At 69.1% G+C, this 24,946-nt stretch carries 20 protein-coding genes, 1 tRNA gene and 3 pseudogenes; 15 read left to right on the top strand and 9 right to left on the bottom strand.

What is annotated here, in order from left to right; all coding sequences use genetic code 11:
• The first annotated feature begins 9 nt into the window (after positions 1–9).
• The 3 genes and pseudogenes from ISN38_RS11135 to ISN38_RS11145 all read left to right on the top strand — a co-directional run bounded on the left by ISN38_RS11135 (position 10) and on the right by ISN38_RS11145 (position 4,176).
• On the top strand, positions 10–1,380 hold the full coding sequence (locus tag ISN38_RS11135) for an ATP-binding protein (protein ID WP_170874039.1): 1,371 nt from the start codon (positions 10–12) through the stop codon (positions 1,378–1,380).
• Positions 1,381–1,516: 136 nt separating this feature from the next.
• Positions 1,517–2,922, top strand: a pseudogene (locus ISN38_RS11140) (DUF1800 domain-containing protein).
• Positions 2,923–2,985: 63 nt separating this feature from the next.
• On the top strand, positions 2,986–4,176 hold the full coding sequence (locus ISN38_RS11145; protein ID WP_058363950.1) for a DUF1501 domain-containing protein: 1,191 nt from the start codon (positions 2,986–2,988) through the stop codon (positions 4,174–4,176).
• Between the two features lie 286 nt (positions 4,177–4,462).
• Here ISN38_RS11145 and ISN38_RS11150 read toward each other — a convergent pair whose 3' ends face one another.
• From ISN38_RS11150 to ISN38_RS11170, 5 genes are all read right to left on the bottom strand, one after another.
• The gene (locus tag ISN38_RS11150) at positions 4,463–5,434 is read right to left on the bottom strand and encodes an IS110 family RNA-guided transposase (protein ID WP_047324345.1); all 972 of its coding nucleotides are present in this window, start codon (positions 5,432–5,434) and stop codon (positions 4,463–4,465) included.
• A gap of 268 nt (positions 5,435–5,702) precedes the next feature.
• Positions 5,703–6,563, bottom strand: a complete 861-nt coding sequence (locus ISN38_RS11155) for an IS3 family transposase (RefSeq protein WP_060748765.1) — start codon at positions 6,561–6,563, stop codon at positions 5,703–5,705.
• The gene (locus ISN38_RS11160; RefSeq protein ID WP_038237253.1) at positions 6,560–6,853 is read right to left on the bottom strand and encodes a transposase; all 294 of its coding nucleotides are present in this window, start codon (positions 6,851–6,853) and stop codon (positions 6,560–6,562) included. Before ISN38_RS11160 ends, ISN38_RS11155 begins: the two co-directional genes overlap by 4 nt.
• A 651-nt stretch (positions 6,854–7,504) precedes the next feature.
• Positions 7,505–8,293: a M90 family metallopeptidase gene (locus ISN38_RS11165; RefSeq protein WP_068873673.1), complete on the bottom strand. Its 789-nt coding sequence runs from the start codon at positions 8,291–8,293 to the stop codon at positions 7,505–7,507.
• A complete protein-coding gene (locus ISN38_RS11170; RefSeq protein WP_003469289.1) occupies positions 8,260–8,514 on the bottom strand; it encodes a hypothetical protein in 255 nt (84 codons plus the stop codon). The genes ISN38_RS11165 and ISN38_RS11170 overlap by 34 nt, the downstream gene beginning before the upstream one ends.
• A gap of 161 nt (positions 8,515–8,675) precedes the next feature.
• On the opposite strand from ISN38_RS11170, the gene birA reads away from it, so the two are divergent.
• The 7 genes and pseudogenes from birA to ISN38_RS11205 all read left to right on the top strand — a co-directional run bounded on the left by birA (position 8,676) and on the right by ISN38_RS11205 (position 13,070).
• Positions 8,676–9,647: a bifunctional biotin--[acetyl-CoA-carboxylase] ligase/biotin operon repressor BirA gene (gene birA, locus ISN38_RS11175; RefSeq protein ID WP_003469291.1), complete on the top strand. Its 972-nt coding sequence runs from the start codon at positions 8,676–8,678 to the stop codon at positions 9,645–9,647.
• A complete protein-coding gene (locus ISN38_RS11180) occupies positions 9,644–10,384 on the top strand; it encodes a type III pantothenate kinase (protein ID WP_047325439.1) in 741 nt (246 codons plus the stop codon). The genes birA and ISN38_RS11180 overlap by 4 nt, the downstream gene beginning before the upstream one ends.
• A gap of 9 nt (positions 10,385–10,393) precedes the next feature.
• Positions 10,394–11,212, top strand: a complete 819-nt coding sequence (locus ISN38_RS11185) for an SPOR domain-containing protein (protein WP_047325438.1) — start codon at positions 10,394–10,396, stop codon at positions 11,210–11,212.
• Positions 11,213–11,332: 120 nt separating this feature from the next.
• A tRNA-Thr gene (locus ISN38_RS11190) sits at positions 11,333–11,408 on the top strand.
• A gap of 209 nt (positions 11,409–11,617) precedes the next feature.
• Positions 11,618–12,540 (top strand): annotated as a pseudogene (rocF, locus tag ISN38_RS11195) (arginase).
• Positions 12,541–12,684: 144 nt separating this feature from the next.
• Positions 12,685–12,837, top strand: a complete 153-nt coding sequence (locus tag ISN38_RS11200; RefSeq protein ID WP_003469323.1) for an entericidin A/B family lipoprotein — start codon at positions 12,685–12,687, stop codon at positions 12,835–12,837.
• A gap of 98 nt (positions 12,838–12,935) precedes the next feature.
• Positions 12,936–13,070 carry an entericidin A/B family lipoprotein gene (locus ISN38_RS11205; protein ID WP_003469322.1) on the top strand — a complete coding sequence of 45 codons (135 nt, stop codon included), beginning with the start codon at positions 12,936–12,938 and terminating at the stop codon, positions 13,068–13,070.
• Between the two features lie 209 nt (positions 13,071–13,279).
• Here ISN38_RS11205 and ISN38_RS11210 read toward each other — a convergent pair whose 3' ends face one another.
• Positions 13,280–14,131: a hypothetical protein gene (locus tag ISN38_RS11210; protein WP_206711803.1), complete on the bottom strand. Its 852-nt coding sequence runs from the start codon at positions 14,129–14,131 to the stop codon at positions 13,280–13,282.
• Between the two features lie 110 nt (positions 14,132–14,241).
• On the opposite strand from ISN38_RS11210, the gene ISN38_RS11215 reads away from it, so the two are divergent.
• From ISN38_RS11215 to rarD, 5 genes and pseudogenes are all read left to right on the top strand, one after another.
• Positions 14,242–15,642 carry a tryptophan--tRNA ligase gene (locus ISN38_RS11215; protein WP_003469320.1) on the top strand — a complete coding sequence of 467 codons (1,401 nt, stop codon included), beginning with the start codon at positions 14,242–14,244 and terminating at the stop codon, positions 15,640–15,642.
• Between the two features lie 62 nt (positions 15,643–15,704).
• Positions 15,705–16,628 (top strand): MBL fold metallo-hydrolase, encoded by a 924-nt coding sequence (locus tag ISN38_RS11220; protein ID WP_206711804.1) that lies wholly within the window; start codon positions 15,705–15,707, stop codon positions 16,626–16,628.
• Between the two features lie 141 nt (positions 16,629–16,769).
• Positions 16,770–18,425 (top strand): M28 family metallopeptidase, encoded by a 1,656-nt coding sequence (locus tag ISN38_RS11225; RefSeq protein WP_047325436.1) that lies wholly within the window; start codon positions 16,770–16,772, stop codon positions 18,423–18,425.
• Between the two features lie 538 nt (positions 18,426–18,963).
• Positions 18,964–19,866, top strand: a pseudogene (yedA, locus tag ISN38_RS11230) (drug/metabolite exporter YedA).
• Positions 19,863–20,774, top strand: coding sequence for an EamA family transporter RarD (gene rarD / locus ISN38_RS11235; RefSeq protein ID WP_003469313.1), 912 nt, complete (start codon positions 19,863–19,865; stop codon positions 20,772–20,774). The pseudogene yedA and the gene rarD overlap by 4 nt, the downstream one beginning before the upstream one ends.
• 117 nt (positions 20,775–20,891) lie before the next feature.
• Here rarD and ISN38_RS11240 read toward each other — a convergent pair whose 3' ends face one another.
• The 3 genes from ISN38_RS11240 to ISN38_RS11250 form a co-directional block, all read right to left on the bottom strand.
• Positions 20,892–22,049, bottom strand: a complete 1,158-nt coding sequence (locus ISN38_RS11240; RefSeq protein WP_047325435.1) for an alpha/beta hydrolase family protein — start codon at positions 22,047–22,049, stop codon at positions 20,892–20,894.
• Between the two features lie 371 nt (positions 22,050–22,420).
• The gene (locus tag ISN38_RS11245; protein WP_003469304.1) at positions 22,421–23,734 is read right to left on the bottom strand and encodes an ABC transporter permease; all 1,314 of its coding nucleotides are present in this window, start codon (positions 23,732–23,734) and stop codon (positions 22,421–22,423) included.
• A 46-nt stretch (positions 23,735–23,780) separates the two neighbouring features.
• On the bottom strand, positions 23,781–24,932 hold the full coding sequence (locus tag ISN38_RS11250; protein ID WP_047325434.1) for an ABC transporter permease: 1,152 nt from the start codon (positions 24,930–24,932) through the stop codon (positions 23,781–23,783).
• Positions 24,933–24,946 lie beyond the last annotated feature (14 nt).

The raw sequence follows: 24,946 nt of genomic DNA on the forward strand, positions 1-24,946 counted from the left end.
CCGCGTTCGTTGCAGGCGCGCCAGCTGCTGGCCGCCAGCCTGAGCCTGGTGGCGTTCCTGGCCGCGGCCGGCTATGCGCTGGACCAGGCCTTCGCCGACACCGCGCTGAGCAACCTGCGCGAGCGCCTGAAGAGCTACGCCACCGCCTACGCCAACAATGTCGACGTGGCGCGCGACGGCTCGCTGTACATCAACTACGACAAGCCGCCGCCGGACCCGCACTTCGACCGGCCGGGCAGCGGCCTGTACGCGCAGATCGTGATGCCCAACGAACGCTGGATCTCGATGTCCAGCGAGGGTCCGCTGCCGCCCAAGGGCGGCATGCTTGAACCGCGCCAGGAGACCTTCGACGGTCCCTGGCCGATGACCCAGATCGACGGCAGCGAAGGCGAGGTCTACCGCTACGGCATCGGCCTGGCCTATGTGCGCCGCGACAAGGAAACCCCGGTCACCATCTACATCATGGAAGACACCCGCGCGCTGGGCGCGCAGCTGCGCGTATTCCGCGGCCGGGTGTGGTTCAACCTCGGCGGCGCCGGGCTGATCCTGCTGCTGCTGCAGGCCTTCATTCTGCAATGGAGCCTGCGCCCGCTGCGGCGGGTGATCAACGAACTGACCAAGGTGCAGCGCGGCGAAGCGGTGCGCATGGGCGATCGCCATCCGCGCGAGCTGGAGCCGCTGACCGACAGCATCAACGCCTTCATCGAGAGCGAGCGCGAGAACCTGGACCGCCAGCGCAACACCCTGGCCGACCTGGCGCACAGCCTGAAGACGCCGCTGGCGGTGCTGCGCACCCAGCTCGACAGCGGCACCCAGGGCCTGGAGCTGCGCGAGGAACTGGACGCGCAGCTGCGGCGCATGAACAACCTGGTGACCTACCAGCTCAGCCGCGCCGCTTCCAGCGGCCACAAGCTGTTCTCCGCGCCGCTGCCGATCGAACCCAACGCCGAGGAGATCGTGCGCGGCCTGGAGAAGGTGTACGCGGCCAAGGGCGTGCTGTGCGAGTTCGACATCGAGCCGAGCGCGCGTTTCCACGGCGAACCCGGCGACTTGCAGGAACTGCTCGGCAACCTGCTCGAGAACGCCTTCAAATGGGCGCGGCGGCGGGTGCTGCTGAGCGTGCGTCCGGCCCCGGCCGCCGGCAGCCGCCGCGCCGGCCTGGTGATGTCGGTGGAAGACGACGGCCCCGGCATCGCGCCGGACGAGGTCGCGCACATCCTGCAGCGCGGCGTGCGCGGCGACGAACGCGTGCATGGCCACGGCATCGGCCTGGCGATCGTGCAGGATCTGGTCAAGGGCTATCGCGGCGAGCTGCAGGTCAGCCGCTCCGAGGAACTGGGCGGCGCGCGCTTCCTGGTGACCATGCCGCCTGGCCTATAACAGCTGGTTCGTGCGCTTCAGGTGAATCCCGCGCAAACGCCGGCTGGGCTTCCGACATTCGCTTAACCCCTGGCGTACACAGACGCGGATACTGCATTGGTTGTGACACCCGGTCTTTCCGTCCAAGGAGCGCCGCATGCCCGAGCCCCTGCATCGTCCTGTAGTGCGTCTGCGCGTGCATGGACTGCGTGCGTTGCGCACCGCGCAGCGGCTGCTGCTGGCGCTATTGCTGGTGTTGTTCACCGTGGCCGCCATCGCCGGCAGCCAGAAGGTGCTCGAGCGCGACGATGCGCGCTGGCTGCAATCGATGACCACCGGCCTGGACAGCGCCAGCGGGTCGCAACTGCAGCACGATGGGCGCAAGCGCTTCCTGAACGATCCGCTGCAGGCCACCCGCGGCGACGCGGCCGCGCCTGCGCCGGTGCGCGCGCCGCTCGATAGTTACGAGGCGGTGCATATGCCGTTACAGAAGCTGCTCAAGGAGCTGTAGACGCGCCAGCCGTAAATCGGCGATACCCGGCGGCGATGCCAAAAAAGCGCGCCGATGCGCTGCTGGCGCAACCACTTCAGCGTGTTCGCCGACAAGGGCTGCCTGCACTGGACCGTCGCCGACTACACCGACAACGCGATCCGCCCGCACGCGCTGGGCAAGTTCTCCGAGTCAACGAGAACTACGCGCGCGAACTGATGGAACTGCACACGCTGGGCGTGGACAGCGGCTACAGCCAGCACGATGTGCAGCAACTGGCGCTGATCCTCACCGGCGTCGGCATCGCCCCGCCCAACCGCGATGCGCCGCCGAAGCTGTCGCCGCCGCAGCAGGCGCAATACCTGCGCCGCGGCGCGTTCGAATTCAATCCGGCGCGGCACCAGCCCGGCGACAAGACCCTGCTCGGCCAGCGCATCGCCGGCGGCGGTTTCGACGAGGTCGAGCGCGCGGTGCAGCTGATCGTGCGCCAGCCGGCATGCGCGCATTTCGTGTCGCGGCGCCTGGCCGAGTATTTCGTCGCCGACGATCCGCCGCCGGCGCTGGTGGAGAAGATGGCGCGCACCTTCCAGCACAGCGATGGCGACATCGCCGCCGTGCTGCAGGTGCTGTTCACCGCGCCGGAAATGGCCGCCGGGGCGCCGCACAAGTTCAAGGATCCGTACCGCTTCCTGGTGTCGTCGCTGCGTCTGGCCTACGACGGGCAGACCATCGTCAATCCGCAGCCGCTGCTGGGCTGGCTGAGCCAGATGGGCGAGCCGAGCTATGGCCGCATCACCCCCGACGGCTGGCCGCTGCAGTCCAGCGCCTGGAACAGTTCCGGACAGATGGCGCAGCGTTTCGAGATCGCGCGCGCGATCGGCGGCGGCAACACCCAGTTGTTCACCAGCGACGGCCAGCAGGGCGGCGGTTTCCCGCAACTGACCACGCCGTTGTACTACCAGGCGATTGCACCGCAGCTCGGCGATGCCACCCGCAAGGCGCTGGCGCAGGCGCGCTCGCAGCAGGAGTGGAATGCGTTCCTGCTGGCGTCGCCCGACTTCAATTACCGCTGATCCGGTTCATCGCGCTGGGCGCCGCGATCGGCGCCGCGTCCAGCGATCACGGAGGTCCCTGCCATGCACCGTCGCCATTTCCTGTTCGCCTCCGCTGCCGCGGCGGCCAGCCTGCCGTTCGCCGGGCGCCTGTTCGCCGCGCCGTCGCCGTCGCCGCGGTTGCTGGTGGTGTTCCTGCGTGGCGGCTACGACAGCAACAACCTGCTGATTCCTTACGCTAGCGATTTCTACTACGCGTCGCGGCCAACCCTGGCGATCGCGCTGCCGGATCCGGCCAACCCCAACAGCGCCATCGCGCTCGACGCGCAGTGGGGGCTGAACCCGCGGTTGCGCGACACCTTGCAGCCGATGTGGAACGACAAGCAGTTGGCGTTCGTGCCGTTCGCCGGCACCGACGACCTGTCGCGCAGCCACTTCGAAACCCAGGACAGCATCGAGGCCGGGCAGCCGGCCGGGCAGCGCAGCGATTACCGCTCCGGGTTCCTGGCGCGGCTGTCGCAGGTGGCCACCGGCACCCCGGCGATCGCGTTCACCGATTCGCTGCCGCTGAGCTTCCAGGGCGGCGGCGACATTCCCAACCTGTCGCTCAAGCGCAATGCCACGCCGGCCTTCGACCAGCGCCAGGCCGCCATCCTGGCGCAGATGTATCAAGGCACGAGCCTGGCCAGCGCCGCGCACGAGGGCCTGGCGTTGCGCCAGCAGGTGTCGCAGGCGTTGCAGGACGAAATGCAGCAGGCCAACCGCGGCGCCGCCAGCGCCCGCACCTTCGCCGACGAGACTCGGCGCATCGCCACGCTGATGCGCGAGCGCTACCGGCTCGGCTTCGTGGATGTCGGCGGCTGGGACACGCACGTCAACCAGGGCAGCACCGATGGTCCGCTGGCGACCAATCTGGGCAACCTGTCCGAGGGCCTGGCCGCCTATGCCGAGGCGCTGGGACCGGAATGGCGAAACACCGTAGTGGTGGTGCTGTCCGAGTTCGGCCGCACATTCCGCGAGAACGGCGACAAGGGCACCGACCACGGCCACGGCACCACGTATTGGGTGATGGGTGGCGCGGTCAACGGCGGCCGCATCGCCGGCGAGCAGGTCGCAGTGAGCAAGGACACGCTGTTCCAGGATCGCGACTACCCGGTGCTGACTAACTACCGCGACCTGTTCGCCGGCTTGCTGAGCCGCATGTGGGGCCTGTCGCCGGCGCAATTGCAGCATGTGTTCCCGCAGGCGCATGCGCGGGATCTGCAACTGGTGTGAGAGGCGCGGTATGACATCGCACGACAACGGCGCGCCGGCTGGGTGCGGGAGGGAGGGGCTTCATCCATCTGTCACGATCGCTTCCGAAGCCTGGCAACTGGATGGCTCCGCGCGTCGCGACTGAAGTCGTTCCCACAATGACTTGCGGCGAGCCGGCTGGGTGCATTGTGGGAGGGACTTCAGTCCCGACAGCATCCGAAGCCGGATAGCTGGATGGCTCCGCTCGTCGCGGCTGAAGCCGCTCCTACACAAGCGCGCAGCTCTCCTGTAGATACCGTCTTCCTCCCTAACAGACAAGGGTCTTTTGAGGATCGAAGGGCGTGCGTGATTTGAGCACGCCGTAGGCGATGTGCAGCAGCTTGCGCATGGCGGCGCAGATGATCTGCTTGTTGGCCTTGCCACGCTCGCGCATGCGCTGCTTCAGCGCACGGACGACTGGGTTGTGGGTCATGGCGACCAAGGCCGGCAGGAACAGGCCGGCGCGCAGGCGCGGGGAGCCGGTGCGGGAGATGCAGACCTGGCCCTGACGCTTGCCGGACTCCTGCAGCCGGGGGTTGAGCCCGGCAAAGGCGGTCACTGCCGAGGCATGGGCGAAGCGCTCCACATTGCCCAGTTCCGCCAGCATCAACGCCGCGCTGGTGCCGGCGATCCCGTCGATGCTCACCAGCAGTTCGCGCTGCCCACGCAAGGTGGGGTCCTGATCGATCTGGTCGTCGATGGCCCGTTCGATCTGCGCGATGCGCGCCTGCAACTGGCCGATGTTCTCCAGGAGCGAGTCGCGCACCACCAGTGCTGCGACGTCTAAGCGGTTGCGCTCCATCTGCAGCATCTGCAACAGGTCGTCCCGGCGCCGCACCAGCGCCTTGAGCCGCTTGAGCGCCGGCGGATCGGGCTGCCAGGGCCGCAGCTGGGCCGCATGGCGCTGGCCGTAGCTGGCGATCAGCTTGGCATCGCTGCGGTCGGTCTTGACCCGGGTTAGCTGGCTGCGTGCATACAGCGCCATCTGCGCCGGATTGAGCACGCACACGCGGTATCCCAACCCATACACGAACTCGGCCAGGGCCTCGTGGTAGGTGCCGGTGGCTTCCATCACGATCCAGCTGTCCGCCTGCGCATGGGTTTGCAGCCACGTCTGCAGGATCTGAAAGCCCTTCGGATCGTTGGGGAGCTTGGCCTTGGTGCGGTACTTGCTGTTGGCCAGGTCGATAGCCAAGTCGAAACTGCGTTTGGCGACGTCGATGCCGACGACTGGGGACATGAGCGATTCCTCCATCGTGGGGTGAACACGATCATCGCTGCGCCCGGTCCTGCCTTGTGGATGCGAGTTCACGCCAGCGGCGGACTCTGGATACCGTACGGACATCGTGGGCCAGCAAACGGAGGGCGGGAGCCGATCTACAGCACAAGCTCGAAGCTTCAGGAGCGACTGGACTTCCGGCACCTCCTCCGATGATCAGTCGGAAGACATAACGCCGTAGGGGCCCTATGAACCTGCCCCCTGAGAACGGACGCCAAGAAGCAGGGGGTTAAGCGGCTTGCTTCAGTGTCTTGGCATAGTCGTTGGGGGACAGGTATCCAAGCGCCGAGTGCAAGCGCGTGGGATTGTAGAAGCCATGGATGTAGCTGGCGATGGCGGCGTGGGCAGCGGCCCGGGTCTCGTAGACGCCGGTGGCCTCTTCGTTCTTGAGCGTGGCGAAGAAGCTCTCGGCGACGGCGTTGTCCCAGCAGTTGCCCTTGCGGCTCATGCTCGGCACGAAGCCGTGCGCGGCCAGCGTCTTGCCGAAGTCGCCGCTTGCGTACTGGCTGCCGCGGTCGGAGTGGAACAGCACGCCGGCACCGACCGGCGAGGCCGACCAGGCATTGAGGAACGCTTGCCGTACCAGATCGTCGGGCATCCGCTCGGACAGGCTGTAGCCGAGCACCTGCCGAGTCCGCAGATCGAGCACGGTGGCCAGATACAACCAGCCCTCGCGGGTCGGGACGTAGGTGATGTCACCGGCCCAGGCCGGCACCGTGCTATCCACAGCGAACTGACGATCCAGACGGTTCTCGGCCACCGGCCGGCCATGCCGACTGTCCGTCGTGCGCGGCGTGAAGCGGCCCTTGGTCTTGCCACGCAGCCCCTCCTCCCGCATCAGCCGGGCCACGCGCTTGTGGCCCACGGCGTGCGCGCATGCGCGCAGCGCACGGACCATGCGCGGGCGTCCGTAGGTGCCACGGCTGCCGGCGTGGAGCGTGCGCAGGTCGGCGCGCAGGGCCGCCTCCGGGTCCGGGCGATCGCGGCGGTGCAGGTACCCATGGAAGCCGGAGACCGACACCGCCAGCACGCGGCACAACATCCGGATCGGATAGTGAGTCCGTTCACGCGCGACGAAGGCGTACCTCACTTGGACTCCCTGGCGAAGAACGCCGTCGCTTTTTTTAGGATTTCGCGCTCCATTTTGAGCGTGGCGTTCTCGGCCCGTAGCTGAGCCAGCTCGCTCTCCATCTCACTCACCGGCTTGCGGCTGGGAGAACTGCACGGGCGGCCGGCACGCGCAGCATCCACCCAATTGCCCAACGTCTTGACCGACATGTCCAACTGACGGGCCGCCTTGGCGCGACCAACCGACTCTGCCAAGGCGGTCGCCTGGGCCTTGAAATCGTCCGTGTAGCGACGACGGGTAATGCGTTGCATGGAAACCTCCAGGTTGCGGTGAAAGTATCGCTTCCTGGCGTCCGTTTCAGTGGGACAGGTTCACTATGTCCAGATACAAGGAGCGGCTTCAGCCGCGACAGGCCGCCAAAGCCAATACGATCCCCGACCTTTTCCTGGTCCATCTGTCACGATCGCTTCCGAAGCCCGGCAACTGGATGGCTTCGCGCGTCGCGACTGAAGTCGCTCCCACAATGACTTGCAGCGAGCCGGCTGGGTGCACTGTGGGAGGGACTTCAGTCCCGACAGCATCCGAAGCCGGATAGCTGGATGGCTCCGCTCGTCGCGGCTGAAGCCGCTCCTACAGGAAGCAAGCGGCCGACTTGCCGGGTGCACTGTAGGAGCGGCTTCAGCCGCGACAGGCCGCCAAAGCCAATACGATCCCCGACCTTTTCCTGGTCCATCTGTCACGATCGCTTCCGAAGCCCGGCAACTGGATGGCTTCGCGCGTCGCGACTGAAGTCGCTCCCACAATGACTTGCAGCGAGCCGGCCGGGTGCACTGTGGGAGGGACTTCAGTCCCGACAGCATCCGAAGCCGGAGGGATTCTCGCTGCACTTGTCGCGGTTGAAACCGCTCCTGCCGGGTATCCGCCCTGCGGTGATCGCCGCCTGCGCGCTTCATGTCGCGCGCTTACGCTGCGGCGAACGGAGAACGCCCGTAGAACTGCGCCAGGTGTGCAGCCACTTCCGGCATCTCGCGCTGCAGCCGCGCCGGCGCGGAGAAGTGGTATTCGCTGACCACCGCGAAGAATTCTTCCGGCGCCTCGGCGGCGTAGGCGTCGATCTCGCTGGCGCGGCCGCGGTCCACGCGCTTGCACAATGCGTCGTAGCTGCGCTGGAAATCCGCGGCCCAGCGCCGCTGCCAGTCGCGCGGCAGCGGCGGCGTGCCGTCCAGCGCGCCGTCGAGCACGTCGAGCTTGTGCGCCATCTCGTGCACCGCCACGCAGTAGCCGGCGCGTGGGTCGTCCAGGTCGGCCTGCACGTCGGCCCAGGACAGGATCAGCGGGCCGCTGTCCCAGGATTCGCCGATCAGCTCGTCTTCCCATTCGTGCAGCACGCCGGCCGCATCGACGTGGCTGCGCTGCACGCGGAACGCGTCCGGATACACCAGCAGTTGCGACCAGCCGCGCAGGCCCTCGGCCCCGAATTCCAGCAACGGCAGGCAGCACAACGCGGCCAGCACGGTGCGCTGCGCCGCGTCCAGGGTCAGCCCGTCCAGCGGCGAGATGGTCTTGCGTTGCAGGAAGTGCGTGGCCAGCGTGCGCAACGTGTCCTCTCGCTGCGCATCAAGGGCCGCCACCCACGCGCAGCGCTGCCGCACCAGGTGCCAGGTCGCATCGTCGATCGCCACCGGCGCCGGCCGCAGCCAGCGCAACCAGCGTGGGATCAGCGGAACATCCCCGGCAGGAAGCTGTGCCACTTGGGCATGCGCAGGCGCGGCACCAGGTCGCTGTCGTTGCCGCCGCCGCTGGGCGCTGCCGGCTTGGCCGCAGCGGAGGACGGGCGCGCCTGCACGGCGTCCGCGTCGGTCGCGTCGGTATAGACGCAGTCGTTGCGCTGCTTGCTCGCCAGTGCTTCGGACGCCTGGGCGGCGGCCAGCGGGAGCAACAGCAGGATCAGGCACGGCAGGAAGCGGCGCATCGTCGGCATCCAGGGCGAGCGGCGGTGAATCGCGATTCTAACGCGGTTTTCACCCGCTGCGGGGCCGGCGCTGGGCGCAGGGCCGGCGCTTCCCGCATACTTTTGCGTTCCGAATCACGTCTTCAGGGGCGTGTGGATTGAAACGAGGCGATGGAACCGGCGTGGACGAGCGCGAACTACTGGCCCGGCTCAGCCAGGGCCGCCTTTCCGGCGACGCCCTGGCGCGTTCGTTCGGGCTGACCCGGGCCGCGGTGTGGAAGTGCATCCAGGGCCTGCGCGCGGCCGGGGTGGAGATCGACGGCCGCGCCGGCGAGGGCTATGGGCTGGCACGGCCACTGGAATTGCTCGAGGCCGAGCGTATCCGCGCCGCGCTGGCGCCGGCGGCGCGCGACGAGCTGGCCGGGCTGGAAATCGCCTGGAGCCTGGCCTCCAGCAACAGCACGCTGCTGGCGCGGCCAGCCCCGCCGCGCGGCAGCCAGGTGCTGCTGGCCGAGCGCCAGACTGGCGGCCGCGGCCGCCGTGGCCGGGTCTGGGCCTCGCCGCTGGCGGCGCATCTGTACCTGTCGGTAGCGCGCGGCTTCGACGGCGGGCTGGGGCGGCTGGGCGGGCTGAGTCTGGCCGCCGGCGTCGCCGTGGCCGAGGCCCTGCACGCGGCCGGCTTCGCCACGGTCGGGCTGAAATGGCCGAACGACCTGCTCGCCGACGGGCACAAACTCGGCGGCTTGCTGGTCGAAGGCGGCGGCGAGTTCGCCGGGCCGGCGCGCGCGGTGATCGGCCTGGGTCTCAATGTGCGCATGCCGGCGGCCAGCGCCGCGAGCATCGACCAGCCGTGGACCGACCTGGCCACGCTGGCCGGCACCGGCGCCGAGGTCTCGCGCAACGCGATCGCGGCCACAGTGCTGTCGCACCTGTTGCCGGCGCTGGCGCTGTTCGACGCGCAGGGCCTGGCGCCGTTCCTGCCGCGCTACGCCGCACTGGACCTGCTCGCCGGGCGCGCGATCCGCATCGACGAGGGCGGCGTCGCCCGCGAGGGTGTGGCGCTAGGGCTGGCCGACGACGGCGCATTGCGGGTGGCCTTCGCCGATGGCGAGCGCGCCCTGCATGCCGGCGAAGTCAGCGTGAGGCCGGCATGAGCGACTGGTTGTTCGACCTGGGCAATTCGCGTTTCAAGTTCGCTGCGCTGGAGCGTGGGCATCCCGGTGCCGTGCAGGCCTGGCCGCATGGCGCCGAAGCGATGGACGCGGCGGCGGTGGCGGCGCTGCCGCGCGGCGACACCGCCTATGTCGCCAGCGTCGCCGCGCCGGCCTTGACCGCGACGGTGCTGGACGCCTTGCGCAGCCGCTTCGCCCAGGTGCAGGTGGCGCGTACCGAGGCGGTCTGCGCCGGCGTGCGCATCGCCTATGCGCAGCCGCACAAGTTCGGTGTGGACCGCTTCCTGGCGCTGCTCGCCGCGCACGGCGGCGGCGATGTGCTGGTGGTCGGGGTCGGCACCGCGCTGACCCTGGACCTGCTCGATCGCGACGGCTTGCACCACGGCGGGCGCATCGCACCGTCGCCGACCACGATGCGCCAGGCCCTGCAACAGCGTGCGGCGCAACTGCCGGCCGAGGGCGGCGACTATCGCGAGTTCGCCGCCGATACCGCCGATGCGCTGGCCTCCGGTTGCGACGGCGCGGCGCTGGCGCTGGTCGAACGCAGCCTGCAGCAGGGCGAGGCGCTGCTGACGCGGCGGCCGCGGCTGCTGCTGCACGGGGGCGGCGCACCGCCGTTGCTGCACGCGTTGCCGGCCGCCGAGCAGCGGCCATCGCTGGTGCTGGACGGGCTGGCGCTGTGGGCGCAGGCGCACGCCGCGGCCGGGCGTGCCGGGTAGAATCGGCGCATGCTCGTCCGCGCCCTGCTCGTCGTCCTGACCATCCTCAATCTCGGCGTCGCGCTGTGGTGGGCGACGCAGCCGCAGACCCCGGCGCCGGCACCGCTGCCGGCGCTGCCGGCAGGGGTGGCGACGCTGCAACTGGTGCCGGCGTCCGTGGCCGCGCCACCGGCCGCTTCCACTGCGCCGCCGCCCCCTACCGCCCACGCCGCGCCCGCGCCGGCCGCCGACGTTCCGGCCGCCAGCGCTCTCGCAGCGGACGCACCTGCGGCCACCGCAGTGCCGGCGACCGCAGCGCCAGCCCCCGCAGCCGCCGCGCCACAGCCGCCCAAGGCACCCAGCGTCGCAGCGGCCGCTGCCGCCGCCCCGGTGTGCCTGAGCCTGGGCCCGTATTCGGACCGCGCGGCGGCCGAGACCGCGGCCGCCGCACTCGGCACCGTCGTGCCGCGTCCGCGCCTGCGCGAGGTCGGTGACGGCGACGCCAGCAGTTTCCGCGTGTTGCTGCCGACCATCGGCGGCGAGGACGGGGTCAAGGCCGCGGTCGATCGCATCGTCGCCGCCGGCATCCGCGACTATTACCCGATCCGTGAGGGCGATGCCGGCAACGCCATCGCCCTGGGCCAGTACCGCAGCCGCGAAGGCGCCGAACGCCGCAAGGCCGAACTGGCTCGCGCCGGCTTCAACGTCGACCTGATTCCCAGCGGCGGCAGCGGCCAGTCGCGCTGGTGGCTGGACCTGCGCGCCGACTCCGCGGCGCAGGCCGCGGCGCTGCGCCGGCGCCTCGGCGCGCCGCGGCAACGCGCGCTGGACTGCGCCACGCTGCGCTAGAATACTGCGCTGCGGGCCTGCGCAGATCGCGGTCCGGCCGCCGCGCCGCGCTGTGTCGCAGCGGCCTGCCAACAGGTAGACTGCGACGGCCCGCAGCGCGCGGGTTGCCACGGTTTCCGTGCCGCTTTAGCTCAGTCGGTAGAGCAACTGATTTGTAATCAGTAGGTCGTCCGTTCGATTCGGACAAGCGGCACCACTTTTTTGCATCGCACAGGCATGTGCCAGGCTGCTTCAGCCGATTGCCTGCATGCACGCGCAGGCGCGGCACCTCTCGTGTGTTTCCGGCATCCAACGCACACCGTCTGCGCTCGCCTGCTGCGCCGCGGCGGGTCGCGCCGCGGACGGCTCGCTAGACTGGCGCACATTATTTCGCTGGAGCGCGTCATTTCGCTGGAGCGCGTCCGCATGACTTCCTCTTTTTTGCCAGTGTCCCTGATCGGCGTTCCCACCGATATCGGCGCCGGCCACCGTGACGCGCGCATGGGGCCGGAGGCGCTGCGCATCGCAGGTCTGCACGAGGCGCTGGCCGGGCGAGGCATCGAGGTGCGCGATCTGGGCAACCTCGACGGTCCGCGCAATCCGTGGCAATCCCCGGTCGGCGGCTACTGGCATCTGGACGAGGTGGTGGCCTGGAACCGTGCGCTGATGGAGGCCAACTACGCCGAGCTGTGCGCCGGGCGCATGCCGATCATGCTCGGCGGCGATCATTGCCTGGGCATCGGCTCGATCACCGCGGTGGCGCGGTATTGCCTGCGAGCAGGGGCGCACGCTGCGGGTGCTGTGGCTGGATGCGCATTCGGACTTCAACACGAGCGAGGTGACCCCGTCGGGCAATGTGCACGGCATGCCGGTGGCCTGCCTGTGCGGGCTGGGGCCGCAGGCGCTGACCGAACTGGGCGGCGCCGCGCCGGCGCTGCGCCCGGACCAGGTTCGCCAGATCGGCATCCGCTCGGTGGATCCGGACGAGAAGCGGCTTCAAGCAGCACCGCATCGACGTGTACGACATGCGCTACATCGACGAGATGGGCATGAAACGGACCATGGAGGCGGCGCTGGACGGGATCGATGCCGACACCCACCTGCACGTCAGCTTCGACGTGGATTTCCTCGACCCCAGCATTGCCCCGGGCGTCGGCACCACCGTGCCCGGCGGCCCCAACTACCGCGAAGCGCAGCTGGTGATGGAGATGATCGCCGACAGCGGGCGCATGGGCTCGCTGGACATCGTCGAACTCAATCCGGTGCTGGACCACCGCAATCTGACCGCCGAACTGGCGGTGGACCTGGTCGAGAGCCAGTTCGGCAAGTCCACGCTGATGCGCGATTGACGTGGCTTTTCGGCACAAAGCTGAATGCCGTGACGCTCCATTCACGTGACATCCACAGTCGTGAAGTCAGATTCAGCGCCAGACGATAGCTCGGCAACGGCTATCGCCGCTGTCCCAGACCCGATCCACTGCGAGGAATCCCCAATGAAGCGACTGTTCACCTTGACGATGCTGACCCTGTTTTGTGCAGGCATGCTGACCGGCTGCAACACCATGGCCGGCGCCGGTAAGGACATGCAGAAGGCCGGCGATAAGGTGGAAACCAAGGCCGACGACTGTAAAGACGGCAAGTGCTGATCGATCGTCCGCAGTGGTTCGGCTTGTTTGATACATCCAATGCGTAACCCCGCGCGGCCACCTGCCGCGTTCCCATGACCAAGTAAGGAGTAAGACCTATGAAGCGTACTTTCGCGTGGATGCTGCTGGCGATGTTCTCGGTGGGCCTGCTGTCGGGCTGCAACACGGTTGCCGGTGCCGGCAAGGACGTGAAGAGCGCCGGCGAGAAGGTCGAAGACGCCGCCAAGAACTGAGCCCAGCGCTCGGTGACGAAAGACGGGTCGGCTTGCCGGCCCGTTTTTTTTTGCGCTTTTCGCCATCGCCGCCTGTGTTCGCGCCGAAAAACAGGTGCGCACGTTCCAGGACGGGCTGGGCAAGGAAGACCGCGACTGAGGCGCACCCTGCGCCTGGCGTGGAAACGGGCCGCGCTGCGGCCCGTTGCGTTTGGCGCGTTGCTGCAGGCTCAGTACGCCGGCGGGTCCGCTACGAAGTCGCCGGGGAAGGCCTGCGGCACGTCGGCCACGCGCGGGTACCGCGGCCGCGGGATCACGCCGCGCGCAACCAGCCGCGCATGGCTGTCGTAGCGCAGTTGCAGGCGCTGCTGCGGCAGGTCGCTGGCCCGTTCGAATTCGGTGACGCTGGAGGGCGACCATTCGCGCTCGCCGTGGCCGGTGCCCAGGCGCTGCATCTTGCCCTGCGCCGCATCACTTTCCTGCGCGCGTGCGGCTGCAGCGGGCGCGGCTGCGACCGGCGCGGCCGCTCGCTCGCTGTATCGCTCCTCGCTGTCCTGCTCGACGCTCGCCTGCGGCACGATGGTCGGCGCCTCGTCGAACACGGCCATGCCGATCACGCCGACGTTGTCGGGGCGGCCGGTGCGTGCGGCATAGCTGTCGGCGAGATCGGTGAACACGAACTGCGCGATCTCGCGCTGCGACTTGCGCCAGCCGGCGATCTCTGTGCTCTGCCATGGCGCCAGCACATAGCCGCGCTGGTCGCTGGACGCGGTTTGCCCGCTGACCGCATTGACCCCGTCCACCGACAGCACCACCAGCACGCGGCGGTCGCTGCGGTTGGTCAGGCGCAGCGCATAGCGGTGGCCGTGCGTGGCGGCGATCCAGCGCTCGCCGCGCTGCGCGTATTGCGGCAGGTTGGCGTCATCGGCATCGCGGTCGATCACGCGCAACGCGACCGGTGCCGCGGACGCGGGCGGTGGCGCGTAGGGGCGGAAACCGCACAACAGGCCGATGCACAGCAAGGCGATCGAGAGCGGGCCGAGCGGGCGGGTCGAAAAAAACAGGCGGGCGGGCTTGCGCATCACGGCGACTCCACGGAAGGGACCTGCTGTTGAACGCGCCATGCGCCGGAACGGGGTTGCCGCGCAGCGGTTAAACTCGCCGGGTTTTCTTCTGGCCGTCGATTCCCCGCATGACCACCCGCGTCCTTACCGGCATCACCACCTCCGGCACCCCGCACTTGGGCAATTACGTCGGCGCGATCCGCCCGGCGCTACAGGCCAGCCTGCGCCCCGGTATCGAGAGCTTCTATTTCCTGGCCGATCTGCACAGCCTGATCAAGGCGCAGGACCCGGCGCGCACCCTGCGCTCGACCCTGGAGATCGCCGCCTCGTGGCTGGCGGCCGGGCTGGATCCGTCGAAGGTGTGGTTCTACCGCCAGTCGGACGTGCCGGAAACCAACGAGCTGACCTGGTTCCTGACCTGCGTCGCCGGCAAGGGCATCCTCAACCGCGCCCACGCCTACAAGGCGGCCGTGGACAAGAACCGCGCCGACGGCGAGGACGACGATGCCGGGGTCAGCGCCGGATTGTTCATGTATCCGGTGCTGATGGCCGCCGACATCTTGCTGTTCAAGGCGCAGCAGGTGCCGGTGGGCCGCGACCAGATCCAGCACATCGAGATGGCGCGCGATTTCGGCCAGCGTTTCAACCACGTCTACGGCCGCGACTATTTCACTCTGCCCGAAGCGTTGATCGACGAGAACGTGGCCACCTTGCCCGGGCTGGACGGGCGCAAGATGAGCAAGAGCTACGACAACACGATTCCGTTGTTCGCCCCGCGCGAGGAATTGAAGAAGCGCGTGTTCTCCATCGTCACCGATTCGCGCGCGCCGGGCGCGCCGAAGGACACCGAGGGCTCGGCGCTGTTCCAGCTGTACCAGGCCTTCGCCACTGCCGAGGAAACCGCTGCGTTCGCGCAGGCCTTCGCCGCCGGTATCGGCTGGGGCGAGGCCAAGCAGCAGCTATTCGCGCGTATCGATGCGGAGATCGCGCCGATGCGCGAGCGCTACGAGGCGCTGATGGCGCGGCCGGGCGACATCGAGGCGATCCTGCGCGACAACGCGCAGCGCCTGCGCGCGCGCTATGCCACGCCGTTCCTGGCAGAACTGCGGCATGCGGTGGGCCTGCGCGATCTGTCGCTGCGCGAGCAGGCTGCGCCCAACGCTAATGCTGCGACACGAGCACGGGAAGAGGCGCTGTCGTTGGTGTTCAAAGGTCCGTATCCAGACAAGGCCAATGGTACTTGGCTATTCCGGGTGGAGGATGCCCATAGCAAGGAAACGCTGTTGCATAGCATTGCGTTACCTGCGCGCGAGGCTATCGGCGGAATTTTCAAGCGTTTGCGCCAGGGGCAACTGAATCATGATTTCCGGCTCGAACTCAGGCCGCGTAGCGCAGGCAATGAAAGTAAGGAAATCGTACTGCTGGATGGAGACCAAATCGTATGCTACGGACAAGGTTTCCATGACGAAGTCGAGGTTGTAAAAGCCAAGGACCTCCTGCACGCAGCCCTTCTGCGTCTGGCCGAATAATTTCCGATCATGTAGTTACTTTTCCGAGTCCCGAGTCCCGAGTCCCGCAACCCGATCCGGCCATGTCACGCGATCCCAGCATCCATCTCATCGACACCGGCTTCCAGCGCGCGCAGTTCGATGCGGCCTACCTGATCGTGGAGCACGGGCGTGGCGCGTTCGTCGATTGCGGCACCAGTCACTCGCTGCCGGCCATGCTGGCCGCGCTCGACGGCGCCGGCCTGGCGCCGGGCGACGTGGACTGGCTGATCCTGACGCACGTGCACCTGGACCATGCCGGCGGCGCCGGTGCGCTGCTGCAGCACCTGCCGAATGCGCGCCTGCTGGTGCATCCGCGCGGCGCGCCGCACATGATCAATCCGGCGCGGCTGATCGCCGGCGCCACCGCGGTGTATGGCGAGGCCGAGATCGCGCGCAGCTACGGCACGATCGTGCCGGTGCCGGCCGAGCGCGTCGTCGCCGCCGAGGACGGCCATCGGCTGTGGCTGGGCGAGCGCGAGCTGTTGTGCATCGATACGCCCGGCCACGCGCGCCATCATCTGTGCGTGTGGGACGCGCGCAGCCGCAGCTGGTTCAGCGGCGACACCTTCGGCCTGTCGTATCGCGAACTGGACAGTGCGCAGGGCGCATTCGTGATCCCGACATCCTCGCCGGTGCAGTTCGATCCGGAGGCGATGCGCGCCTCGATCCAGCGCATGCTGGGCCATGCGCCGGAGACGCTGTATCTGACCCACTACGGCCCGGTCGGCGCGGCGGACACGCTGGCGGCGGCTCTGTTCGAGCAACTCGATGCGATGGTGGCGATCGCGCGCAGTTGCGACGGGCGTTCCGATCGCCATCGCTGCCTGGTCGCCGCGCTCGGCGCGCTGTACCTGGAGCGCGCGCGGCTGCATGGCTGCCCGCTCGACGATGCCGGCGTGGAGCGGGTGCTGCAGATGGATATCGAGCTCAATGCGCAGGGCCTGGCGTGCTGGCTTGAGCGTTGAGGGGCCGGGAAGAGCGAATCGGGAATGGGAACAGCGTGTGCCTGCGCTTCTCGCGTCTGGATCCGCCTCATTCCTGCTTCATCATAGCGTCACGTTTTACACTGTGCGGCCAGGTTTTTTCAGGTCGTTGCCGTGAATCCGATGCGCATGTTGCTGCTGTCCGCCTGCCTGTTCATGGGAGGCGCCGCACAAGCGGCCAACGAGGTGCTGCCCGGCGGCGGCATCGATGCCGAAGCGCTGGAGCGGCATGTGCGCACGCTGGCGTCCGATGCATTCGAGGGCCGCGCGCCGGCCACGCCGGGCGAGGACAAGACCATCGCCTATCTCAGCGAGCAGTTCCGCCTGGCCGGCGTGCAACCGGCGGGCGACGACGGCGGCTGGACCCAGGCGGTGCCGCTGGTGCGCGCGCAGGTGGACGGACCGGTGACGGCGACGCTGCGCGTGGCCGGCGCGGCGCAGGCGCTGGTCAATGGCGAGGACGTGGTGCTGCAGAGCCTGCACCCCGGTAGCAAGGTGGTGCTGAAGGACGCGCCGCTGGTGTTCGTGGGCTACGGCATCCATGCGCCCGAGCGCGGCTGGGACGACTACAAGGGCGTGGACCTGAAGGGCAAGATCGCGGTGATGCTGATCAACGACGCCGACTTCGAGACGCCGCAGCCCGGCGCCTTCGACGGCCGTGCGGTCACCTACTACGGGCGCTGGACCTACAAGTACGAGGAAGCCGCGCGGCAGGGCGCGGCCGGCGTGCTGATCGTGCACGAGACCGCGCCGGCGGCGTACGGCTGGGCCACGGTGAAGAGTTCCGGGCTGTCGCCGCTGTTGGACATCGAGCGCAGCGACGCACAGGCGCGCGCGCAGCACGTGCCGGTGCACGGCTGGATGCAGCGCGCGCTGGCGGTGTCGCTGTTCCAGCGCGCCGGGCTGGATTTCGAGGCGGAAAAAAAGCGTGCGCAGCGCGCCGACTTCCGCCCGCAGGCGCTGGGCGATGCGGCGCTGTCGGTGCGCTTGGCGCTCAAGCGCGAGCGCGTGGTCACCCACAACGTGGTGGCCAAGCTGGAAGGCGCCACGCATCCGCACGAGACCGTCATTTATTCGGCGCATTGGGATGCGTTCGGCATCGGCGCGGCCGACGCCAGCGGCGATCGCATCCGCCGCGGCGCGGTCGACAACGCCACCGGCGTGGCCAGCGTGCTGGAGCTGGCGCGGGTATTCGCGGCCGGGCCGCGGCCGCAGCGCACGCTGTACTTCCTCGCGCTCACCGCCGAGGAAAAGGGCCTGCTCGGCGCGACCTATTACGCCGCGCATCCGCTGGCGCCGCTGGCGACCACCGTGGCGGTGATCAACAGCGAGATGTTCAGCCCCGACGGCGCCACCCGCGACATCGCCTCGTGGGGCCGCGGGCGGGTGTCGCTGGAGCGCGACCTGGCCGCCGCAGCGCAGGCGCGCGGCCGCGCCTATGCGCCGGATCCGAACCTGGAGGCGGGGTTCTTCTATCGCGCCGACCACTTCGCCTTCGCCCGCGCCGGGGTGCCGGCGATCACGGTGGGGCCGGGGCTGGACAAGCTGGACGGCGGCGTGGCCGCCGGCAAGGCGATCCGCGACCGCTATTTCGCCGGCTGCTACCACCAGCCCTGCGATCGCTGGAGCGCGTCGTGGGATCCGGCCGGGCATGCCGCCGACACGCTGCTGCTGTACGACCTGGGCCAGCGCCTGGCCGACAGCCGCGAATGGCCGCGCTGGGACGACGGTTCCGAATTCAAGCCGGCGCGCGATGCGAGCGAGGCGGCGCGTCGCTGAGGGTAGCGTGGGTGCGGCGCGGGCGTTGCTTTACCGGGGAACTGTACGAGAAGCTCCGTAGCACCGACAGCGTCCGAAGCCGGTGCAGTTTCTCACTCCGCTCGTCGCGACTGAAGTCGCTCCCACAAGGGGTTTGCGGCATGTTGGCTGGGTGCACTGTAGGAGGGACTTCAGTCCCGACGGAGAGTGTCCGAGGGCGGTGAGTTTCCCGACTTCGCGCGTCGCGGCTGAAGCCGCTCCTACAAAGAGCTTGCGGCCTGCGTGCCGGGTGCACTGTGGGAGGGACTTCAGTCCCGACGCGGACCAGCCTGCCGGCGCGGCGGGCGGCATCGATGGGTCGACATGGCCAGGACTGCTCCTGTGCGAAAAGCGTGTGCGCTGCTACGGTCGCAGATCGCGCATGCATCGTCGATGCGTCGCGCACAGGGCGCGTGCGCCGCATGCACAACAGCGTGCCGCGCGTGTCGTGTTGCGGTGCTGTCGCTGGGCGCCGCCGCTGGCCTAGAATCCATCTTCACACCGCACGGTCCTTCTGCGCATGTCGTCCCCGCCTTCTCCCGTCGCCGCCGTGCCCGCGCGTGGCGGTTGCGTCGTCCTTGCGCTGCTGCTGGTCTACGTGGTTTGGGGCTCGACCTATCTGGCGATCCGCTTCGCGCTGGAAGGTGGTATTCCGCCGCTGAGCATGGTCTCGGGGCTGCGCTTCGTGGTCGCCGGTTCGCTGCTGTACGCGGCGCTGCGCTGGCGCGGCGTGGCCGCGCCGACCCGCGCGCAATGGGGGGCGCTGACGGTGCTCGGCGTGTTGCTGCTGTTGTGCGGCAACGGCATGGTGGTGCTGGCCGAGCGCCAGGTGTCCTCGGGCCTGGCCGCGGTCGCGGTGGCCTCGGTGCCGTTGTGGATGGCATTGTTCGGCGCATTGCGCGGGCAGCACGCCAGCCGCGGCGAATGGCTGGGCATCGTGGTCGGGTTCGCCGGTGTGCTGTGGCTCAACGCCGGCGGCAGCCTCAGCGCCAGTCCCAAGGGCCTGGTGCTGCTGTTGATCGGGCCGATCGGCTGGGCGTTGGGCTCGGTGTGGTCGCGCGGACGCGATCTGCCGATGCCGTTCATGGCCGCGGCCGGGCAGATGCTGTGCGGCGGCGTGCTGCTGGTCGCCACCGGCCTGCTGAGCGGCGAACGCACGCACGCCTAGCCGACGCCGCACGCGTTGATGGCGGTCGCTTACCTGTGCGTGTTCGGTTCGATCGTGGCATTCACCGCCTACGTGTGGTTGCTGCAGAACGTGCGGCCGGTGCTGGCCGGCAGCCATGCCTACGTCAATCCGGTGATCGCGGTGGCGCTGGGCAGCTGGCTCGGCGGTGAGCGCTTCAGCGCCAGCGACCTGGGCGCGATGGCGGTGATCCTGGCCGGCGTGGGGGTCATCACCGTGGCGCGGACGCGGCGATGACCGCTGCCGAACAGGACACGCGGCGCGGGCTGCTGATCACCTCATTGACCTTCGCGCTGTGGGGCGTGGTGCCGGTGTATTGGCATCTGCTCAAGGCGGTGCCGTCGGTGCACATCATCGTCCATCGCATCGTCTGGAGCACGCTGCTGGTGGTGGGCTGGCTGTTGTACCGCACGCGCCTGCAGTGGTGGCGCAGCATCGCCGCGCAGCCGCGCGCGCTGCGCATCCTGGCGTTGAGCAGCGTGGCGATCGCGTCCAACTGGAGCCTGTATATCTGGGCGATCAACGCCGGCCACGTGATCGAGGCCAGCCTGGGCTATTTCATCAATCCGCTGGTCAACGTGCTGCTCGGCGTGCTGGTGCTGAAGGAGCGGTTGCGCCCGTTGCAGTGGCTGGCGGTGGCGTGCGCGACGCTGGGCGTGGCCTGGCTCACTGTCGATGCCGGTGCGCTGCCGTGGATCGCGCTGAGCCTGGCCGCCTCGTTCGGGCTGTACGGCCTGCTGCGCAAGCTGGTGCAGGTGGATGCGGTGGCCGGGCTGGGCGTGGAGAGCCTGTACCTGTTGCTGCCGGCGCTGGGCTTCGTGCTGTGGGGCGAGAGCGGCCACGGCGGCGGTTTCGCCGACGGCTGGGGCTGGCGCAACGATCTGCTGCTGGTGTTCGGCGGGGTGGTCACCGCGGTACCGTTGATCGGTTTCGCCTACGGCGTGCGGCGCATTCCATTGTCCCTGGTCGGTTTGCTGCAGTACATCGCGCCGAGCCTGCAGTTGCTGCTCGGGGTGTGGTTCTTCCGCGAGCCGTTCGACAGCGGCAAGGCGATCGGCTTCGGCGCGATCTGGATCGGCCTGCTGCTGTTCGCGGGCGAGAGCCTGTGGCGCTCGGGCTGGGGGCGGCGCCGCGGTGGCGGGTAATCGCGGCCGCGCAGTGTGCGTTTGACCTGTAGGAGCGGCTTCAGCCGCGACGGGCACCTTTGGTCAGTTCCGGTCGCGGCTGAAGCCGCTCCTGCACGGTGGCGTTGTGCGGTGCGCTCAGCTGCGGCTGGCGTCCGCGGCCGGGGTGCCGGTCAGCTGCTGCTCGGCATCCACGCGTGGCGCCAGCGGCGCCGGGCAGTGGCCGTCGTGGCGCTGTGCCGGCAGTTCGGCGAACCAGTCCTCCACGGTCGGCGCCAGCAGGTCCAGCCGCATCGGTAGGCTCAGGTGGTTCTCGCCGGGCATCTCCAGGTAGTGCGCGCGCGGCGCGTCCAGCGCCAGCAGGCGGCCGTGCGCGACCGGGATGTGCTGGTCGGCGCTGCCGTGCAGCAGCAGCAGGCAGGCCGGCGCGGTGCGCGCGGCGGCGGTCACGTCGACCTGGTCCAGGTTCAGCGCCAGGCGCTGGTTGGCGTTGGCGATGACCGCATCCAGGTTCTGCCCGCCGTAGCGCCAGCGCGCCAGGTCCATCGCCGCGCTGGCCACCAGGCCCTGCGGACGGCTGGCGAGCATGTGCGGGATCATGTCGCGGATGCCGCGGCCGGCGTTGGCGAAGGACTCCATCGCGACCACCCCATCGACCTCGCCGCCCAGCTTCTGCGCGGTGAACAGCGCGGTGGCGGCACCGTAGGACACGCCGAACAGGTACAGCGGACCCTGCACCTCGCCGCGCGCGCGCAGCGCGCGGATCACCGCGACCACGTCATCGGACTCGCGGGTGCCGTAGCCGGCCGGGCCGCCGCCGGAGCGGCCGTGGTTGCGCAGGTCGATGCTGATGCTGCGGTAGCCGGCCTGGGCCAAGTCCAGCGACCACGGCAGCAGCGAATCGCCGTCCATCATCCAGCCGTGCAGCAGGATCACCGTGCCGCGCGGGGCGGCGTGGCTACCGGGCTGCGGCGCGGCCACGTCCATCGCGAAATCGGCGCGCTCGCGGCCGCTGGCGTCGCGGCCGGCGTGCTCGTAGCGGTAGCGCATGCGGTAGTCGCCCGGATCGATCGCACGCCAGAAGATCGGGATGCCGGCCGGGGTGAGCACGTGTCCGCTGCGGTTGGGCAGCGTCGCCAGCAGGCCCTGGATGCGTTCCTCGTCCATCAGCGGCGACACGCCGCCCGGCGCGACCAGGCGGTCGCTGAGCGAGGTGGCGGAGCGCGCAGCCAGACAGCCGGCGGCCAGGCACAGGCTGGTGCAGAGAACGAGCAGCAGGCGGAGGCGCGACGGCATGGCGATAGGCGGTGGATGAACGGCCGGGCAGGCTAGCGCCTTCGTCGGCGCGGCTCTACCGCAATTGGATGACGAAACGATGACGCGGCGCGGGTGCGGAGCGCCGAAGCGCGGTCGCCGGCCAGGTTTTCCCGGCGGCGCCTTGCGCGGCGGTGCATGCGCGGCGCCCGTGTGCGCCGCGCCGGGCCTATCTGGCGCTCGGTCGGTGCTGCGTGGCGCAGCCTGGCGTTCAGGTCGGCGCGGCACTAGCGGCTTGCGCCCCGCCGGGCGGGACCCGCAAGGCGGTGCTTGCGCACGTCAGCGGCTCTGCCCGACCTCGCGGTCGCCGCGCCGGGCAGGCATGGCGCCTGCCCAGGCACGGAGCCCAGCCGCTACAGCGCGCGCAGGGCGGTGGTGATCGGCAGCCGTGCCGCGCGCAGCGCCGGGAACAGCCCGCCGACCAGGCCGATGCCCAGCGCCCACTTCAGGCCGTTCCACAGCAGCGCCGGCGAGACCTTGAACTGGAACACCACCTGGCTGAAGTTGCTGCCCAGCGTGGACACGCTGTAGCTGTTGAACACGGCCCACGCGATCAGCCCGCCGAGCAGTCCGCCGAGCAGCGCCAGCAGCATCGTCTCCAGCATCACCGCGGTCACCACCGGCGTGCCGCGGAAGCCGAGCGCGCGCATCGTGGCGATCTCGCGGGCGCGGGTGGCCACCGCTGCGTACATGGTGTTGAGCGCGCCGAACACCGCGCCGACCGCCATGATCGCGCCGATCACGGTGCCGAGGATGCTGAGCAGCTTGCTGAGGTTGCCGCCCTGCTTTGCGTAGTAGGCACGGGTGGTCTGCACGTCGAGCTTGAGCCGCGGGTCGGCGGCCATCGCCGCCTTGAACTGGGCATAGTCGTCCTTGCCGGCGGTGCGCACGCTGATCGACTGGTAGGCGCTGCGGTTGTAGGTGGAGGCCAGGGTCTGCGCGTCGGCCCACAGCTCCGAGTCGTGCGCGTCGCCGGAGGCGAACACGCCGACCACGGTCCACTGCTCGCGGCCCAGGCTCAGGGTCTTGCCCATGTCCAGCCCGCGGAACTGCGCCTTGGCGTCCTGGCCGACCACGATCTCGCGCAGACCGGCGCCAAAGCGGCGGCCTTCGACGATCCTGAGTTTGTCGTGCACCGCCCAGCCGGCGTCGCCGACGCCGCGGAACTGCACGTTGGTGTTGGTGCCGTCGACCTTGTTCGGCAGGTTGATCACCTGCGACAGCTCCGCCGAGAGCAGCGGCCTGCCGTCGGCGCCCTTGGCCACGCCGGCCAGGCTGGCGATCAGCGGCACCTGGTCGCGGGTGATCACCGAGTTGATCTCGGCGCCGGAACCGCCGCGCAGCACGATCGCGGTGCTGTCGTCTCCGGTGCTGTTGAGCGTGGCCTGGAAGCCTTCGCCCATCGCCAGCATCGCCACCAGCACGCCGACTACGCCAGCGATGCCGGCCACGATCACCGATGAGGCGCCCCAGCGCTGCGGCAGGCTGGCCACGCCGATGCGGGTGGCGGCCAGCGCCAGCGGGCCGCCGCGGGTCAGCAGCAGCCACAGCGCCACACCCGCGGCCAGCGCCAGCACGCCGTACCAGGGCAAGGCGAACCACAGCGCCAGCCCGACGCCGAGCAGCAACAGCGAGAGCAGATTTCCCAGCCAGAGTTTGAGGTTCATCAGTGTGTCTTCCGAAAATGCGATAGGGAGCGATGCGACGGCGGGCTCAGCGGCCGGCCAGTGCGTCCACGATCTTCAGGCGCTGCGCGCGCAATGCCGGCAGCAGCCCGACCACGACGCCGATGGCGACCATCAGCCCCAGCGCCACCCCCCAGGTCTGCACCGGCACGCCACGCATCGGTATCATGTTGCCGCTGGCAGCGGCCACGCCGGGGATGATCAGCGCCGCCAGGCCCATGCCGATCAAGCCGCCAAGCACGATCAGCAGCACCGACTCCACCATCACCAGGGTCAGCACGGTGCCGTCGCGGAAGCCGAGCGTCTTCAGTACCGCCAGTTCCGGGATGCGCTCGCGCACCGCCTGCGCCATGGTGTTGCCGGTGAGCAGCAGCAGGGTGAAGAACACCGCGGCCATGATCGCGGTGACGATCAGGCCGACGTCGGCGAACTGTTTGGCGAAGGCCTGCGAGAACGTGGCCTCGGTCTGGCTCTTGGTCTCGTGGTCGGAGTTGAGCGACAGCGCATCGATCGCCTGCGCCACCCGCGAGGCCTGCTCGGTGCTGCCCAGCTGCACGGTGTACCAGCTGACCTGGTTCTTGATGTAGTCGTTGGACTCGTCGTTCCAGTTCATCATCAACTGGTTCTCGGCCTGCGCGTTCCTGGCGTCCTTGACCTTGAAGATGGTGGTCAGGGTCAGCGGCCAGTCGTTGCTGCCGCCGCGCGGGAAGATGGTGGCCTGCAGCGGAATGGTGTCGCCGATCTTCCAGTCATGCTTCTTGGCCAACGCGGCGCCCACTGCCGCGGCGGTGCGGGTTTCGCGGAATGCCTTGAGCTGCGCCGGTGACACGTCATACTCGCTGTACACGTCGAAGAAATTCGGCGCCACCGAAAAGTTGGGGAAGAAGTTCTTCCGGTCGCGGTAGATGCCGCCGAACCACATCGCGTAGGTCACCCTCTTCACGCCCGGCACCGATTCGATCTGCGACTGCAGACTGACCGGTAGCGACTGGGCGATCGACAGCCGCGAGGCCACGATGAGGCGATTGGCGCCCTCGACGCTGCCGCCGGAGTTGAACACCACGCGCACCGAGTCGAGCATGCCGAACAGCAGGAACGCGGCGACCACCGACAGCAGGGTCAGTAGGGTGCGGGTCTTGCTGCGGAACAGCTGCGCCCAGATCAACGAAAAGTATTTCATGTTCGATCCTCCAT

The organism is Xanthomonas translucens pv. undulosa (assembly GCF_017301775.1).
GTDB lineage: Bacteria > Pseudomonadota > Gammaproteobacteria > Xanthomonadales > Xanthomonadaceae > Xanthomonas_A > Xanthomonas_A translucens.

What these genes read in the sequence shown, in the direction of transcription:
- ISN38_RS11145 (WP_058363950.1), top strand. Translation starts at nt 2,986, where the DNA reads ATGCACCGTCGCCATTTCCTGTTCGCCTCCGCTGCCGCGGCGGCCAGC.
- ISN38_RS11150 (WP_047324345.1), bottom strand. Translation starts at nt 5,434, where the DNA reads ATGTCCCCAGTCGTCGGCATCGACGTCGCCAAACGCAGTTTCGACTTG.
- ISN38_RS11160 (WP_038237253.1), bottom strand. Translation starts at nt 6,853, where the DNA reads ATGCAACGCATTACCCGTCGTCGCTACACGGACGATTTCAAGGCCCAG.
- ISN38_RS11170 (WP_003469289.1), bottom strand. Translation starts at nt 8,514, where the DNA reads ATGCGCCGCTTCCTGCCGTGCCTGATCCTGCTGTTGCTCCCGCTGGCC.
- ISN38_RS11180 (WP_047325439.1), top strand. Translation starts at nt 9,644, where the DNA reads ATGAGCGACTGGTTGTTCGACCTGGGCAATTCGCGTTTCAAGTTCGCT.
- ISN38_RS11185 (WP_047325438.1), top strand. Translation starts at nt 10,394, where the DNA reads ATGCTCGTCCGCGCCCTGCTCGTCGTCCTGACCATCCTCAATCTCGGC.
- ISN38_RS11200 (WP_003469323.1), top strand. Translation starts at nt 12,685, where the DNA reads ATGAAGCGACTGTTCACCTTGACGATGCTGACCCTGTTTTGTGCAGGC.
- ISN38_RS11205 (WP_003469322.1), top strand. Translation starts at nt 12,936, where the DNA reads ATGAAGCGTACTTTCGCGTGGATGCTGCTGGCGATGTTCTCGGTGGGC.
- ISN38_RS11210 (WP_206711803.1), bottom strand. Translation starts at nt 14,131, where the DNA reads ATGCGCAAGCCCGCCCGCCTGTTTTTTTCGACCCGCCCGCTCGGCCCG.
- ISN38_RS11215 (WP_003469320.1), top strand. Translation starts at nt 14,242, where the DNA reads ATGACCACCCGCGTCCTTACCGGCATCACCACCTCCGGCACCCCGCAC.
- ISN38_RS11220 (WP_206711804.1), top strand. Translation starts at nt 15,705, where the DNA reads ATGTCACGCGATCCCAGCATCCATCTCATCGACACCGGCTTCCAGCGC.
- ISN38_RS11225 (WP_047325436.1), top strand. Translation starts at nt 16,770, where the DNA reads ATGCGCATGTTGCTGCTGTCCGCCTGCCTGTTCATGGGAGGCGCCGCA.
- rarD (WP_003469313.1), top strand. Translation starts at nt 19,863, where the DNA reads ATGACCGCTGCCGAACAGGACACGCGGCGCGGGCTGCTGATCACCTCA.
- ISN38_RS11240 (WP_047325435.1), bottom strand. Translation starts at nt 22,049, where the DNA reads ATGCCGTCGCGCCTCCGCCTGCTGCTCGTTCTCTGCACCAGCCTGTGC.
- ISN38_RS11245 (WP_003469304.1), bottom strand. Translation starts at nt 23,734, where the DNA reads ATGAACCTCAAACTCTGGCTGGGAAATCTGCTCTCGCTGTTGCTGCTC.
- ISN38_RS11250 (WP_047325434.1), bottom strand. Translation starts at nt 24,932, where the DNA reads ATGAAATACTTTTCGTTGATCTGGGCGCAGCTGTTCCGCAGCAAGACC.